The organism is Varibaculum sp. GTC20041, from assembly GCF_055387755.1.
Genome location: NZ_AP041144.1, coordinates 711,897 through 724,904, shown reverse-complemented (window position 1 = coordinate 724,904; position 13,008 = coordinate 711,897). Strand labels below are relative to the sequence as shown.

Here is a 13,008-nt window from a genome sequence, read left to right as displayed (position 1 = left end):
CCTTACTTTTTGCGAAAGACCAAGGCTGTAAGCAGCCCGAATACGGATATGAGGACGATTACCGCGCCGGGGCGCAGGTTTTGGTAGTACGAGATGATTAGCCCCGCGTACACGAACACGAGGGAGGCTCCTATCGAAACTAGGAGCGTACCGCGATAGGTTTTAGCCAATTGCATAGCGCAAATTGAGGGGATAACCAGGATAGAGGACACTATCAACGAGCCAATGGTTTTAGCGGCTACCGAGACTGACAGTGCCACCAGCAGCGAGAACACAAAGTTCAGCTTTCGGGAGTTAATCCCCAATAATCTGGCAACTTCAGTATCAAATAGGGTGAGGTAAAGGTGACGGTACAGAAGTTTGTAAATGATTAAAACTACCAGCCCCACCCCCAACACCAGATATAACTCAAGGTCACCAAGGGTAACTATCGAGCCAAATAGATAGGTGGTAATAGCGCTAGAACCACCGGAGAAACTGGTGAAAATCCCAGCCAGCCCGATTGAGGCAGCCAAAATAATGACGGTAGATATTTCTTGATAGGCACGCAAACGAGCCCTCAGCGCCTCCACCCCTAAAGCAGCAATTACGCAGGCAACCACCGAACCTACTAGCGGATTAAACCCGAACGCTAACCCGGCAGCTACCCCCGCGAGGGAGGAATGCGAGAGCGTATCCCCCATCATTGACAGCCGCTTCAACACAATCGGCAATCCGATTAGGGGTAAAAGTACTGCCAGGATGGTTCCTACCAGAAAAGCGCGCTGCATGAAGTCATAGGCAAGCAGATTCACCGGAACTCCTTTTATATTCTTCCAGCTGAAGGCGAGTCAGGATTCCTCTTTCAAGGCGGTAGGCTTCATCTAGAAACAAGGCGGCTTCCGCTAGATGATGGGTAATCATGAGGACGGAGTTGCCGGCTAGGCATTGCCGGCGCAATATCTGATATAGCTCTAGAGAGAACTGCTGGTCTACCCCACCGGTTGGCTCGTCAAGAAGAATTAGGCGCGCCTGTTTCAGCAGAGCCACGAGCAGACCTACCCGTTGCAATTGCCCGCCAGAAAGTTCACTTAAACGATGATTTTGCACCGCCGCTAACCCAACGTTTTCCAGTAACGCTTCCGGGGCTGTTTTCTGTTTAAGCTGCGCTAAATACATCTTCAGTAGCTCTTTAACCGTGGTAGGAAAGTTCCGGTATCTGCTGACAGCTTCTTGGGACAGGTAGGCGAGGTCGCGATAGTGGTTATCGGAGCTTAGCGAATCCCCAAATAGCCGGATTTCTCCTTTTTCTGCTTTGAGTTTTCCGAGGATCAGGTTCATCAAAGTGGTTTTTCCGACACCGTTTCCTCCTACTATCGCCGCGAATTTACCGGCTGCCAGCGAGAGATCAACTCCTTGCAAGAGCGGATATTCTCCGTAAGTAAAGTGGAGTTTTTCTATTTCCAGTACCTTACTCATCGGAAGGATTCCATCAGGTTAGTGAGGTTTTTCTGCATTAGCCCGAGGTATCCCCGGTTTTCTTCCTCTTTAGTTAAATACTCCATGGTGTAAAGAGTTCCGGTTTTCGCTCCGGTAGTGCGCGCTAGAGTTTCCGCTACTTTCGGAGTGGCTTTACCTTCAAAGAAAATGGTGCTGATTTGATGCTTTTTAACGAATTCAGCAATGGTAGCCAATTGGTTAGCCGAAGGTTCGTCCTCGGGAGATATTCCGGTGACTGCTACCTGTTTTAGCCCATAGTCGTCCGCCAGATAGTTAAAGGCCGCATGAGAGGCAACAAAGTAGCGTTTTTCAACAGGGATTTTAGCTATTTCTTGTTGGAACTTTTTATCTAGTGCCTGGAACTTTTCTTGGGCTTTCTTTAGATTTTCCCGGTAGTAGCCGGCATTATCAGGGTCAATAGCACTTACTTTTTCGCAAATGGTTTGTAACTCGATTTGCGCATTTTTTACGCTCAGCCAAGTGTGAGGGTTGATTGCGGTGTCATCAGTGCGCGCGGCATCTTTGTTTTTTAGTAACGTTAGCCCTTGCGATAAATCAAGGAAATTTTCTTCACTCCCAAGGCTCTCGCGGAGGTCGTCGATAAAGCTTTCCATGCCGGCTCCGTTGTAAACAATCAAGTCGGCTTTAGATAGTTCTGCCCGCTGGGCAGTTTGCAGTTCAAAATCGTGAGGTTCTTGAGAGCCCGAAATCACGGACTTTACCTCCATCTTGTCACCCACGATTTGTTTACTCAGGTCGGCTACCGGGAAAAACGTGGCATACAGGAGGGGTTTTTTCGACTCGGATTTATTGCCCACATTCGCGCTTTGAGAGCTGGTTGCACATCCGACCGTAGACAGCAGAAAAATGGCGGCAATGATGGAAGAGACCAGTACTTTTAGTCTATTTTTTTGCACGATATTCCTAACGGCTTTCTAGTTTGGTTTGATCTGACTTTTACTTACTCACAAATCTTAACGGTAATGAGAATGGTTATCAATTTAGGAGAGTTGAGGACAGTTACGAACCCGGGAGGGCGAGGCTGCCCACTCCTCCGCTACCGCCAATCGTCGGAACGAAATAGCGCCAATCGTCGGAACGCGCTGGTAAAGACCGCAATTATGGAGGACTTGAGAATAGAAATAAGCTAGTTCCCTATTCCGAGATTAACCACTCAACCTGGAGACACTGAGCCCTGAACCTAACGCCACAACGAGGAAATAACTTCTAGATTTGTATTGCAACTGTTTTACACACTCAGTAGCATTTAAGCATCAGGAGGCATAGAACCATGGCCAAAACTGCAAATATCAACATCCGGATTGAACCAGATGTAAAGCATAATGCGGAAGATTTATTTGGCAGCTTTGGCATTTCTATTACTGATGCCATCAACATTTTCTTACGCACCTCCATTATGGAAGGCGGTTTTCCTTTCGCCATTAAGCAGCCAAGCTACAATATTGAAACCCTGGCTGATTTAGCTGAAGCTCGCGATATTTTCTCCGTCAAGGTTCAAACCAAAACCTACAACTCACCTGAAGAACTGTTTAAAGACCTAGATGCCGAGGATTAAGTTTTATGCTTGAGCTGCAGACAACAGCCAGGTGAAGAGTTCCAGGTTTTGTTCCGTTTGAGTAGAGGGACAATCTGGATTACACCCAAGGGATTTGATCAGAACGCGAAGAATCGAGTGATTTGCCTTGTCGAGAATCGGCATGGTCAGAGAAAACGTACTTGCGGGAAGCGTGTCAGGCAACTGCGCCCCGGCTTGGTGTTTCCCTCGACAGTTGGTACGCCCGTTTTACGATGGGAAAATATCGCAAAAAGGTTTAACCACCATTCATAAGTTTTTCAATATCCCGTTTCCCATAAAGAACACGGGAAATCACAACTTCCTGCTTTCCTTCGCGAATAAAATAAAAAAATAAGAAAATTATCGCACGCCATGATCCTTAAACCTCGACTTCTCCAGGGCTCAAAGCCAACTAAACGATGCGCAAGAGAGAACTGATTAAGACCCAATATTGCTTTTTCTATCCTGTCTATTTGTCCTCTAGCATTTTTAGGTGACAATAAATTAAAGGTGATATATGCATAAATGCCACGTAAGTCCTCTTCTGCTTCATGTGATATGCAAACTGCATAGCTCATAAGCCAAATTCCCTGTGCAAAGATTCAAACACCTTATCCGCAGACTTCACATCACCAGATAAAACCGACTTGTATCCCTTTTCTAACTCGCCATTCAACTCATCTTGAGTCATAGAACTTACATCACGCGGCTCTCTGTACCCCAATTTCACATCAAAAGGAAGCCCCTGTTGTAAAACCACCTGCTTATAAAACATGGTGATAGCACTAGAAGGAGGAAGACCCAAAGAATTCAATATATACTCTGCCTGCTGTTTTAGTTCAGGATCAATACGCGTATACAAGTTAGCTGTTTTTGCCATATAACCACCCCTTGTTTCTTGCGATGATTATATAACATTGCATTGGCATTGCAATTACGTTTGCAAACTACACTCATCGGTAAGATTAAAAGCCAAATCGCACTCAAAAATCGCAGGAAACGGCTTAATCCCTCTAACGATAGAACCTTGCTCCCTACCATACAAAGGTAACAATACACCACCCCTCCCGCTAACCTCTCGACAGCAAAGCAACACACTCGAAATGGTGGGTATGGGGGAAGAGGTCGAAGGCCTGCAAGTCCGAAGGCGGGTTCTTGGAGTAGAGGCAGGTCGGCAGATCTTGAGGTGTTTTATTACGCGCGTGAGATCAAAACAACCCGTTCAAATCACCAAAAAAACCTTACATCAGACAGTCTTACCGTATGCGCATCCCAAGAGGGCAGTTGATAAGAGAAATACCTGGTAAGCGCAGGATTCAAAATCTACTGAAACTGATTTTTACCGTTTGAGAGATTTTAAATAGTCTTTTTGTTTTGGTGTAATACGCTTACTTTCGCGGGCTTTTTGTATCGCCTTATTATGAGTCCATTGTTCTAAGCGGTTCTCTTCGATATATTTAATGCTCGCTTCCCATTGCTTTGCCAAAGCAGTTGCAAAGAACCAGGCAATGCCCATTTGGACGTAATACTCTTCGCTATTAACAGAAGCGGGTATTTCCAGATATGCAGGACTAAAATCATCATCAAGAAAGTAAGACATTAGCACCTTAATGCCAAAGCGACAGGTATACGATTTATCCGATGTTGACCATTCTTTGACTTTCCCCAAAAGTGCTGTTTTATGCTTGTTGAAAATCTTTGGGGACAAGACATCGCAAACAGCCCAATTATCTACGTAAGGCAGAAACTGATCGACCGCTTTAATGCAGGCACCATAATCCCTGATTTCGGAAAGAAGTAGTCCGTGGAGAATGTTTTCGTCATAGTATTTATGCGGTAAATCGCTCAGAAATTGCGAAGATTTCCCTTCCTTGGCAAGCATTTTGGCAAGCTTTCTCGCCCGGGGAACTCTGACTCCTATAAACATTTCTCGAGGGATGTTCGGGATCAATCTCGCCTGAAAATCCGCATACGAAATATCCTGCAAGGCGAATAATTCTTCTTTTATATTCACTTACCCCATTCTCCAAACTATTCTACGTTACTGTTCAGCTATAGATTTTTGGCATTAAATATACACTCACCACATGGAATGACTGCAGCAAAAAAGTCGATTTTAGTGTTGATTGTTCGAAACATATCCTTAATCCTTCTAATGATACATCGGCGCGATCATTAATACGTGCACTACCTTCGGAGCCGGAGGTTACAGAATCCGTTCAGACAGTTCAAACCCTGTCCATCCGGTATCTTCGTAATACAGCTCTTTGAGCTTTGGGAACTTATTTACCTGTTCCTTATTATTTCCTTACACACGCGAAGGTATTAAAATTCTAGAATCCTTTTTATCTCGGCAAGATTTTCGGCAAAATAGATTCCCTCTTGGCGCTCTTTGGAGGAAAGTCCTTTTTCAATCATATGATTCAGAAATGCTTTCAAATCGTCGTAGTAACCGTTGAGGTTATAAAGAATGCAGGGTGCATCCAGTTGTTTCAAAGACACCTTGGACATGACCTCCGCAATTTCTTCCAATGTTCCCGTGCCACCAGGGAAGGAGATAAAGGCATCACCCAACGCAATCATTTTGTTTTTACGCTCTGTCATATCTTTCGTCACGATTAACTTGGTTAATCCATCATGCTGAAATTCGTTTTCGATAAAACAATTGGGTTCAATACCTATTACTTCACCTCCAGCATTCAAAGCACTGTCCGCAACGATACCCATCAGTCCGGATTTAGAGCCACCATAGATTAGCGAATTTCCGCTATTTCCAATCCACGAACCTAATTCCTCGACTTTTTTTCTTAAGCATGGGTCATTCCCTTCATTTGCACCAAGATAAACGGTAATATTCATAAAATTTTTGTCCTCAAATTCCGATTTGTTTCTTTTATGTGTTTTATAGCGCATTAGATGAAAATTGCGTATACATCAACCTCAAATACACAATCCATCATCTGTCCAAGTCTGGATAGTTTTTAGAAGCCCCTTATCCTCAAGCCTTTCTATTCCATTTAACCCTTGGTCTTTACCATCAAGCAGACACTCTCCAGATGGTGGGTGTGGGGGAAGAGGTCGAAGGCCTGCAAGGACGCGATTTGATAGCCGTGGGATACGGCGGCTTTCAGGTCGCGGGCTAGAGCTGCCGGATCGCAAGCCACGTAGATAATCTTCTCCGGCTCTAGGCGCGTCAGCGCTGCCATCACTTTTTGTCCCGCGCCGCTACGCGGCGGATCCATTACTACCAGGGACGACGCCTTCATTTTGCCGCCATAATCCGCGAGCGTCCGGGCATCCACCCTGCCGGCGCGAATCTGTAGGCGTCCAGGCACTCCCGACAGGTTCTTGCGCGCCATTTTCACTGCCGGCTTTGACCCCTCCAAAGTTGTGAGACGTCCTCCCCTGTCCAGAATGCTAGCTAGCGGACGCGAAAACAGCCCGGCACCCGAATACAGTTCCAGGACTTCTTTCCACCGTCGGTTCCCGGGTGTCAGCGGGCGGTCGTTACTCGCGTCTGCGGCCCTACGTTCGCTCGCCTCAGCACTCCCGGCAATCTCGCCACTGACAAGGTTTCCAAGGCCCTCACCCTGAGCAGTAAATACTCCGTCACCTAGCCCGTAATCGCTAGTCGCCGCTGCCATTACCTGTTCGCATAGAATCCGTGCTGCTTGGCGGTGTGCCTGCCAGAAACCGTTCGGTGCCACCAAGTAGTCGCCGAAACCGGAAACCGTTAAACGCACATTCTTTTCTGCAAGCTCTCTAGCCGATTCATCAAAGAGGGCGTGCCCATTCCACACTCTCAGCCCGTTAGCACTCGCCCAAGCCCGGATGCGCCCTCCGGGCGTAAAAACCTGGCTCCACCTGGCGGGGTCGCTAAACAAAGATGATTCGCTGATCACCGAATCTGCCAAGGGAAAACTGTCGATCTCTATCAGTTCTTCCCCGCGGAATTTAGTCATCGCCAACCGCCCGGCAGCACTAACCTCAAAATCTGCGCGCAGACGATACCTCAAACCGTCCTCGCCGCTCAGATCGTCCTCACCGCTAGGGTTATCCGCTCCCGCACCGCCCGCGGCTCCCGATGCCGAATATGCGTCCTGAGTACCCGCGCCCACGCAGCCACTACTTACGTCCTGGCAACGTAGCTCTCCCCCGCTTACCGCTAATGCTTGCGCGTAAACTTCCTCGCCTCCGAGGCGTCGCAGGCAATCCGCCAACACCTCAGCTTTCCAGATGCGTTGGAACGGCAGTTTCACGTGGCAAAGATCAGCCCCGCCACTTCCTCCCGGCCCGCCCAGAGCCCACACCGGCGTTTGCCGTTGCTCCGAAGCCTCAAGTACTTCGCTCACCTCGGCAAAAATAACTTTGCCTTTTTTAGCGACCGGGACAGCTTTTACCTGCTCTCCGGGCAGTCCGAAACGCACCATATAGGTCTGACCGTCCCGGTGCGCCAGGCAGTAACCGCCATGAACCGGACGCAATAGTTGCAAGGAAACTTCGCTCATAAGCTAATGCTCAATCTTAAAAATCAGCAGAAAAATCGGGCTGGACATCCTCAGGGGCAGAAGATTTACGACCCGAGGACGACTGTTCTATTCCCCAGCCACCGTGGACACCATTAATCCAGGGAAGATGGTCATTCTCGCCCACAAATGCTCCCCGGGTAATATCTTGAGCTCTCCTTCCAAATACTGGGGAAGACTGGCGGTACTCTTCCGGAGGAAGCAACGCGGCTACCCCTCCTTGCTGATCTGCCTGCTTGCGGGTTCGGGAGAAGTTCCACGGCACCATCACCACTAATACCCCCGGCATAGCCCGCAGCTGGTGGCGGAGGCGCTCTACAGATCGGTTATGTAAAAACTTTTGCCAAGGATATTTCACCTGGTAGCTGGGAATATAGATAACTATCAGGTCACGGGGGCAGCGGTGACGCAAAGAGCGCACATGTTGCAGCAGCGGCCCGGTAATATCCCGGAAGGGTGAAGCCAGCACCGTCAGTGGAACTTCCACCCCGCTTTGCCTCCAACTTTCTTTAAGACGGGCAAAATCATCAGCTTCAATCTCTACGTGAACAAGAGACAGCGAGGACGGGTGACAGGCACGAGCATAGGAGATGGCTCGCATAGTGGGTTTGTCGAGGCTAGAAACCAGCACCAGGCTTTGTACCCGGGAAGGCAAGGAGCGCGCAGTAGCGAAATCAACCACTTCAGTTTCCCCGCTTAAGCGCTGATAGTAGGTCCCAATCTTCCACAAGAGAACAAAAACGATTGCCATCATGACTAAAGGCACCCAGGCACCGCGGGTAATCCGAGAAGCAGTCACTACCACCAGCACCATGGCGGTACAAAAGAAACCGAGCGCGTTTACCAGCCAACGGCGACGCAATATCTTCCGGTTCTTTTCAAAAGTCCGTAAACGCAGTTTCGAGTTCCAGTATCTGAGCATCCCCAGTTGTGAAACAGTCAAAGAAATAAAAACCCCAATAATGTACATCTGGATTAGCTTGGGGGCTTGACCGCCGGTAACCACGATCAGAATTGCGGCTACCAAAGCCGGAACACAAATAACTGGGGAGAGGGAACTTCGATCTGCTCGCCGAAAAATTTGGGGCGGCAAAAACCCGTCCCGGGATAACACTTGGGTAAGTTGCGAAAACCAGTTAAAGGCGCTGTGAGCAGCAAAAATCAAGATGACAGCGGTAAATATAATCACCAGCGAAGCCACTATTGGATACCCAGAAAAAACAGTATTCGCCAGTTGCGCAATCACCGGAGATACTTCTCTAGCCTCAAGCGGGCCATCCGCGCTGAGCAGTTGGGAGTCAAAAGCCGGAACTTTTACTCCCGTCACTTTCGCCAGGTGCAGCATAGAAAACATCATTGCCGCGCTTATCAGAGCAAAAACCGCCAGGGTTATCCGCGCGTTTTTAGGGCGCGGCTTCCTAAAAGCCGGCACCCCATTGCTGATTCCCTCAATTCCGGTCAAGGCTACACAGCCGCCCGAAAACGCCCTTAAAAACAGGATCAATCCCCCCAGACCGGTAAGCCCCGCTTGGTAGGGAGCAGCCGGTAAGATTTCCATCTGCGCTGTCGGTGCCAGCCCTAAGGTACCCAGGGCTTCCTTTACGAACCCAAAGATGGCTAGCAGCGCAATAGCTGCCATAAATAGATAGGCGGGGATGGCAAATAGCTTTCCGGACTCGCGCATCCCCGAAAGATTCAATCCCGTCAAGATGACTATTATTCCCAGTGCCACCCAAACCGGGTGGACGCTAAGGGAGGGAAATAAAGACGAAAGATAACGCCCAGCCACCGTGGTAGAAACCGCAATCGTCAAAGAATAATCAACGAGCAACGCACTTACCGTAATCAAAGCGGCCGGTTGTCCCAGGTTTTGCCGCGCCACCTCGTAGTCGCCCCCTCCGCGCGGGTAGGCCAAAACTACTTGGCGGTAGGAAATAATCACCACCGTCATAACTGCGAAAACCGCTAGCCCCACCCAGAGGGAAATACCAGAGGCTACGATTCCTCCTACTCCTAGCGTCAACAGAATCTGATCCGGGGCGTAGGAAACCGAAGACAGCGCATTCGAAGCAAAAACTGGGAGGGCGTAGCGTTTCGATAGCCCTTCCCGCATCAGCTGTGGCTTACGCAGGGCTGGGGTTTGCCAGCGTTCTTTGTCGTCTTTCACACCCCCGATCATCCCACTATTAAGTCAAAACTAATAGTTTCTGCTGGTTTGAAAGCTGAAAATAGCCCAGAAAAGGTTTACGCTACTTCCATGCACTTCGTAGTATTAGGCTCGGGACGAGTAGGTGCCAGAGTCGCACAGACCTTGGACGAACAGGGACATTCGGTTGCTATCATCGATTCCAACCCCGACGCTTTTCGAAAACTTCCCACTGATTTTTCAGGGCAAAAAGTATCCGGTATTGGCTTCGACCGGGAAGTACTAGAGCGTGCCAATATTGAGGAAGCTTATGCTTTCGCTGCCATCTCTAACGGAGATAACACCAATATTTTGGCAGCCCGGATTGCGCGCGAAACTTTTGGGATTGATCGGGTAGTTGCCCGGATTTACGATATTCGCCGCGCAGAAATCTACCGCAAGCTGGGCATTAACACGACCTCTCCGGTATCGTGGACCGCTTCGGAAATGCTGCGACTAATGTTGCCGGACGATACCCAGCTGGCGTATTCTGATTCGGTTTATCAGGTGAAGATGCTCCGCATTTTCCCTTGTGAAGACTGGGTGGGGGTGTCTTTACAGCAGACCCAAAAACTTCTGGATATCAAAGTTGCCTATATTGGCCGCGATGGTGACCCCTATTTCAACCTTTCTTCCCTGGTAATTCAAGAGGGCGACGAACTGATATGTACCGTCCCTTCGGAGCGGGCAGCCCAGATAGAGCGGGCTTTCAAACGACCACCAGTGCAGGAGGATTAATATGCGAATAGTGATTGCCGGAGCCGGCTCGGTAGGACGCTCTATTGCCCGAGAACTGGTAGCTAATGGTTATGAAGTTACCTTGATCGATAATCATCCATCCCGCATGGAAGTAGCATCGATTCCGCAGGCAGACTGGGTATTAGGGGACGCCTGCTCCCTAGATACGCTTTCTAAAGCCGAGATCAGCGAGGCCGACGTAGTAGTTTGTGCTACCGGGAACGACAAAGTGAATCTGGTGGTTTGCCTATTGGCAAAAACCGAGTTCGGGGTACCTAAGACAGTGGCGCGGGTCAATAATCCCAAAAACGAGTGGCTCTTCGATGATGCTTGGGGAGTAGACGTGGCCGTTTCTACCCCGCGCGTGATGACTTCCTTAGTAGAAGAAGTAGTGTCTGTGGGCATTCCGGTACATCTGTTCCGCTTCCACACTTCTGACACCAACATGTATTCGCTAACCGTTCCCGAAGATTCTGACTTAACCGGGCAGCCCCTGTCCGCCCTCGACCTGCCTCCTTCGGTAGTATTAGCAGCAGTTTTACGTGATTCGCGTCCGCTTGCTCCCCACCCTGATACTTTGCTGCAAGGACTCGATGAACTCTTGATGCTATTTAGTTCCAAAGCCGAAGAGGATTTAGAGCAAATAACTGCCCTGTTTGCACCCCCGCCTGAAGAGGTAGCTGATCCGGCGCAAGAAGACTAGCGGTCATTGCCACGTAGGCGGGAGGTTTCTGCTCGCAGTAGAGCCCAGTTAAAATAACCTACCAGGGCAAATGCGGGCAACCCTAAGATGAGTCGCGCTGCCCCCAGGGGAACCAACAGATTTGCGTAGTACAGGGGTAGTTCCACCGCTAATCGCAAGGTGAAAAGCCCTATCCAGAGCCAAGTGCAAAGCCGGGAAAGCTCATAAAACTTGCGGAATGGCGGACGGAGCCAGCTATCCAATTTACCGACAGTCCCAGCTACCAGCCAGCCGATGGCAGGTCGGCGAGCCAGGATAGTGGCCAGCAGGATCACGGAGTAAACCCCATTTATCCAAAAACCAAAGGCAAAAAAATTCTCCACCTGACCGCTACGCCAGGCCCAAAAAACACTGATTAGCGTGCCGGCAAGGCCGGCTAGCACCTGGCGCAAACTTTGGTGGCGAAAGATACGGATCGCTCCGAAGATAACGGTCACTGTCAGTGCCAAGATAACCGGCAGGCGCAGAGAATTAGTAAAAGGATAGATCGCCACTACCAAAATGGTGGGTAAGGTAGCTTCCAAAGCCCCCAAAGGCCCGCCGATGGCTTCCCGCATCGAAAACTGCTGCGATCCTAACTGGGATCCCAAACCACCTAACTGTCCTGAAAGTGAGGATTGTCCCCGCGGGTCAGCATCCGGTAAAAAGGGGGGTAATTGCGGCTGCTCAACGCGGTCATCATTTGACTCTAGGTTACTGTTCATTAGCGCGAACCGGCTCAATCTGAAAAGTAGGGTTGATAACACAAAGTCCGCTGGAGCGAGCAATAACCATCCCTTGCACCGCTAAACGAATCCCAGCTTTAATCCCGGGAACACTTTTCCGCCCTAGCCACACCACATCTATTGACCCGGTACCGTCAAAAAGGGTTGCGGTAAAGGAACCAGCTCCGGTGGGAGCAGGAAAAGTAACCGAACGCAATACCCCAAACAGTGAGGCTTTTTGTCGCTCAGCTACCTCACAAACTTGGGCGGCTACCCGAGGTTGCGAACCTTCCGGAACTGCAGGTTTCGTTTCTTCGGAAACCACTACTCGCCCCCGCCCAACTGCTCTAGTAGTTCTTCAGGTAGTTCGATCGGTAATGCTTCTCCCGGTACGTGGGCTTCTTTCCCGCGAACTACCTCCATGCCGCCTAGAACTTCCAATAGGCCTTCACGAGCGGATTCTTCCTCGGCAGCTTGTCCCCTGACGATGACTCGTAGCAGCCAGCGATCGCCTTCAATCCCCCACAAGAGCAGGGGCATTGCTCCCTCAACCGCTGATTTACCTTCCGGGATGGGGCGCGCCAGCACCGCTTCCCCGAAAGGACCGGGGAGCGGAAAAACCTGGTATTCCTCCGCTTTGAGCTGGTCAGCTAGCTCTTGGCGAACCTCATCCCACAGCCCCCCGGAACGTTGCATCGCGAAGGCGGCAAGCTGCATCTGAGCGGTTCCCGACACTATCTCTAGAGCCAAGATATTGCCATTTGCGTCTTGAACGGGAAGAACTTGTAATCCCGCGATCATGGGGATCCGCAAAACCCCCATATCTAGAAACTCGCTGCCCTCCGGCGACTCGCCCTCATTGTAAGGGCCTTGCCGCTTAGAGGTTTGCGCGTTAGGTGAAACTTCCTCATCAATTGGCGCCAAGGCCGATTGCCCTGCAGAAGACTCTGCTGTGTTAGCGGACTCCTCCGGCTTTTCGGAGGCCGGGATGTCTGCCGCTAGTGGCAAAGATTCGTCTTGATCGAAACGTTTACGTCGAGAAGAAAAAAATCTCATAA

14 protein-coding genes are annotated in these 13,008 nt (G+C 49.8%); 3 read left to right on the top strand and 11 right to left on the bottom strand.

The genetic code is table 11. From position 1 onward, the window contains the following. Window positions 1-2: 2 nt before the first annotated feature. From ACZ5BI_RS03035 to ACZ5BI_RS03025, 3 genes are read right to left on the bottom strand one after another with little or no spacing between them, the layout of a single operon-like run. Window positions 3-794, bottom strand: a complete 792-nt coding sequence (locus tag ACZ5BI_RS03035; RefSeq protein ID WP_316086686.1) for a metal ABC transporter permease — start codon at window positions 792-794, stop codon at window positions 3-5. Next, entirely contained in the window at window positions 775-1,458 is a 684-nt protein-coding gene (locus tag ACZ5BI_RS03030) for a metal ABC transporter ATP-binding protein (RefSeq protein ID WP_464896619.1), read from the bottom strand. The genes ACZ5BI_RS03035 and ACZ5BI_RS03030 overlap by 20 nt, the downstream gene beginning before the upstream one ends. Continuing rightward, window positions 1,455-2,396 (bottom strand): metal ABC transporter solute-binding protein, Zn/Mn family, encoded by a 942-nt coding sequence (locus ACZ5BI_RS03025; RefSeq protein WP_464896618.1) that lies wholly within the window; start codon window positions 2,394-2,396, stop codon window positions 1,455-1,457. Before ACZ5BI_RS03025 ends, ACZ5BI_RS03030 begins: the two co-directional genes overlap by 4 nt. 374 nt (window positions 2,397-2,770) lie before the next feature. On the opposite strand from ACZ5BI_RS03025, the gene ACZ5BI_RS03020 reads away from it, so the two are divergent. Next, the gene (locus tag ACZ5BI_RS03020) at window positions 2,771-3,055 is read left to right on the top strand and encodes a type II toxin-antitoxin system RelB/DinJ family antitoxin (protein WP_316086689.1); all 285 of its coding nucleotides are present in this window, start codon (window positions 2,771-2,773) and stop codon (window positions 3,053-3,055) included. Between the two features lie 574 nt (window positions 3,056-3,629). Here the strand turns inward: ACZ5BI_RS03020 and ACZ5BI_RS03015 are convergent. The 5 genes from ACZ5BI_RS03015 to ACZ5BI_RS02995 form a co-directional block, all read right to left on the bottom strand. Next, the gene (locus ACZ5BI_RS03015) at window positions 3,630-3,935 is read right to left on the bottom strand and encodes a type II toxin-antitoxin system RelB/DinJ family antitoxin (RefSeq protein WP_316086690.1); all 306 of its coding nucleotides are present in this window, start codon (window positions 3,933-3,935) and stop codon (window positions 3,630-3,632) included. A 459-nt stretch (window positions 3,936-4,394) separates the two neighbouring features. Then, the gene (locus ACZ5BI_RS03010) at window positions 4,395-5,069 is read right to left on the bottom strand and encodes a DNA alkylation repair protein (protein ID WP_316086691.1); all 675 of its coding nucleotides are present in this window, start codon (window positions 5,067-5,069) and stop codon (window positions 4,395-4,397) included. Window positions 5,070-5,380: 311 nt separating this feature from the next. Further along, on the bottom strand, window positions 5,381-5,914 hold the full coding sequence (locus tag ACZ5BI_RS03005; protein ID WP_278605892.1) for an LOG family protein: 534 nt from the start codon (window positions 5,912-5,914) through the stop codon (window positions 5,381-5,383). Window positions 5,915-6,072: 158 nt separating this feature from the next. Beyond that, the gene (locus ACZ5BI_RS03000) at window positions 6,073-7,563 is read right to left on the bottom strand and encodes a class I SAM-dependent RNA methyltransferase (RefSeq protein WP_464896617.1); all 1,491 of its coding nucleotides are present in this window, start codon (window positions 7,561-7,563) and stop codon (window positions 6,073-6,075) included. Between the two features lie 16 nt (window positions 7,564-7,579). After that, window positions 7,580-9,748: an APC family permease gene (locus tag ACZ5BI_RS02995; protein ID WP_464896616.1), complete on the bottom strand. Its 2,169-nt coding sequence runs from the start codon at window positions 9,746-9,748 to the stop codon at window positions 7,580-7,582. A 48-nt stretch (window positions 9,749-9,796) separates the two neighbouring features. On the opposite strand from ACZ5BI_RS02995, the gene ACZ5BI_RS02990 reads away from it, so the two are divergent. Together ACZ5BI_RS02990 and ACZ5BI_RS02985 are read left to right on the top strand one after the other, a co-directional pair. Then, window positions 9,797-10,504: a potassium channel family protein gene (locus tag ACZ5BI_RS02990; RefSeq protein WP_238127699.1), complete on the top strand. Its 708-nt coding sequence runs from the start codon at window positions 9,797-9,799 to the stop codon at window positions 10,502-10,504. 1 nt (window position 10,505) lies between these two features. Then, a complete protein-coding gene (locus ACZ5BI_RS02985; protein ID WP_024059125.1) occupies window positions 10,506-11,207 on the top strand; it encodes a potassium channel family protein in 702 nt (233 codons plus the stop codon). Here the strand turns inward: ACZ5BI_RS02985 and ACZ5BI_RS02980 are convergent. Genes ACZ5BI_RS02980 through ACZ5BI_RS02970 form a run of 3 tightly spaced genes read right to left on the bottom strand, consistent with a single transcriptional unit; the run spans window position 11,204 to window position 13,006 of the window. After that, complete coding sequence (locus ACZ5BI_RS02980; RefSeq protein ID WP_464896615.1) at window positions 11,204-11,950, bottom strand: DUF3159 domain-containing protein; 747 nt, start codon at window positions 11,948-11,950, stop codon at window positions 11,204-11,206. The two genes, ACZ5BI_RS02985 and ACZ5BI_RS02980, sit on opposite strands and share 4 nt — an antisense overlap. Next, window positions 11,940-12,275 (bottom strand): single stranded DNA-binding domain-containing protein, encoded by a 336-nt coding sequence (locus ACZ5BI_RS02975; protein WP_238127702.1) that lies wholly within the window; start codon window positions 12,273-12,275, stop codon window positions 11,940-11,942. The genes ACZ5BI_RS02980 and ACZ5BI_RS02975 overlap by 11 nt, the downstream gene beginning before the upstream one ends. Next, a complete protein-coding gene (locus ACZ5BI_RS02970; RefSeq protein ID WP_464896614.1) occupies window positions 12,275-13,006 on the bottom strand; it encodes a DUF3710 domain-containing protein in 732 nt (243 codons plus the stop codon). Before ACZ5BI_RS02970 ends, ACZ5BI_RS02975 begins: the two co-directional genes overlap by 1 nt. Window positions 13,007-13,008: the final 2 nt, after the last annotated feature.

Excerpts from the sequence above, each read along its gene's own strand:
- ACZ5BI_RS03030 (WP_464896619.1), bottom strand. The coding sequence starts at position 1,458 with ATGAGTAAGGTACTGGAAATAGAAAAACTCCACTTTACTTACGGAGAA.
- ACZ5BI_RS03020 (WP_316086689.1), top strand. The coding sequence starts at position 2,771 with ATGGCCAAAACTGCAAATATCAACATCCGGATTGAACCAGATGTAAAG.
- ACZ5BI_RS03015 (WP_316086690.1), bottom strand. The coding sequence starts at position 3,935 with ATGGCAAAAACAGCTAACTTGTATACGCGTATTGATCCTGAACTAAAA.
- ACZ5BI_RS03005 (WP_278605892.1), bottom strand. The coding sequence starts at position 5,914 with ATGAATATTACCGTTTATCTTGGTGCAAATGAAGGGAATGACCCATGC.
- ACZ5BI_RS03000 (WP_464896617.1), bottom strand. The coding sequence starts at position 7,563 with ATGAGCGAAGTTTCCTTGCAACTATTGCGTCCGGTTCATGGCGGTTAC.
- ACZ5BI_RS02985 (WP_024059125.1), top strand. The coding sequence starts at position 10,506 with ATGCGAATAGTGATTGCCGGAGCCGGCTCGGTAGGACGCTCTATTGCC.
- ACZ5BI_RS02980 (WP_464896615.1), bottom strand. The coding sequence starts at position 11,950 with ATGAACAGTAACCTAGAGTCAAATGATGACCGCGTTGAGCAGCCGCAA.
- ACZ5BI_RS02970 (WP_464896614.1), bottom strand. The coding sequence starts at position 13,006 with ATGAGATTTTTTTCTTCTCGACGTAAACGTTTCGATCAAGACGAATCT.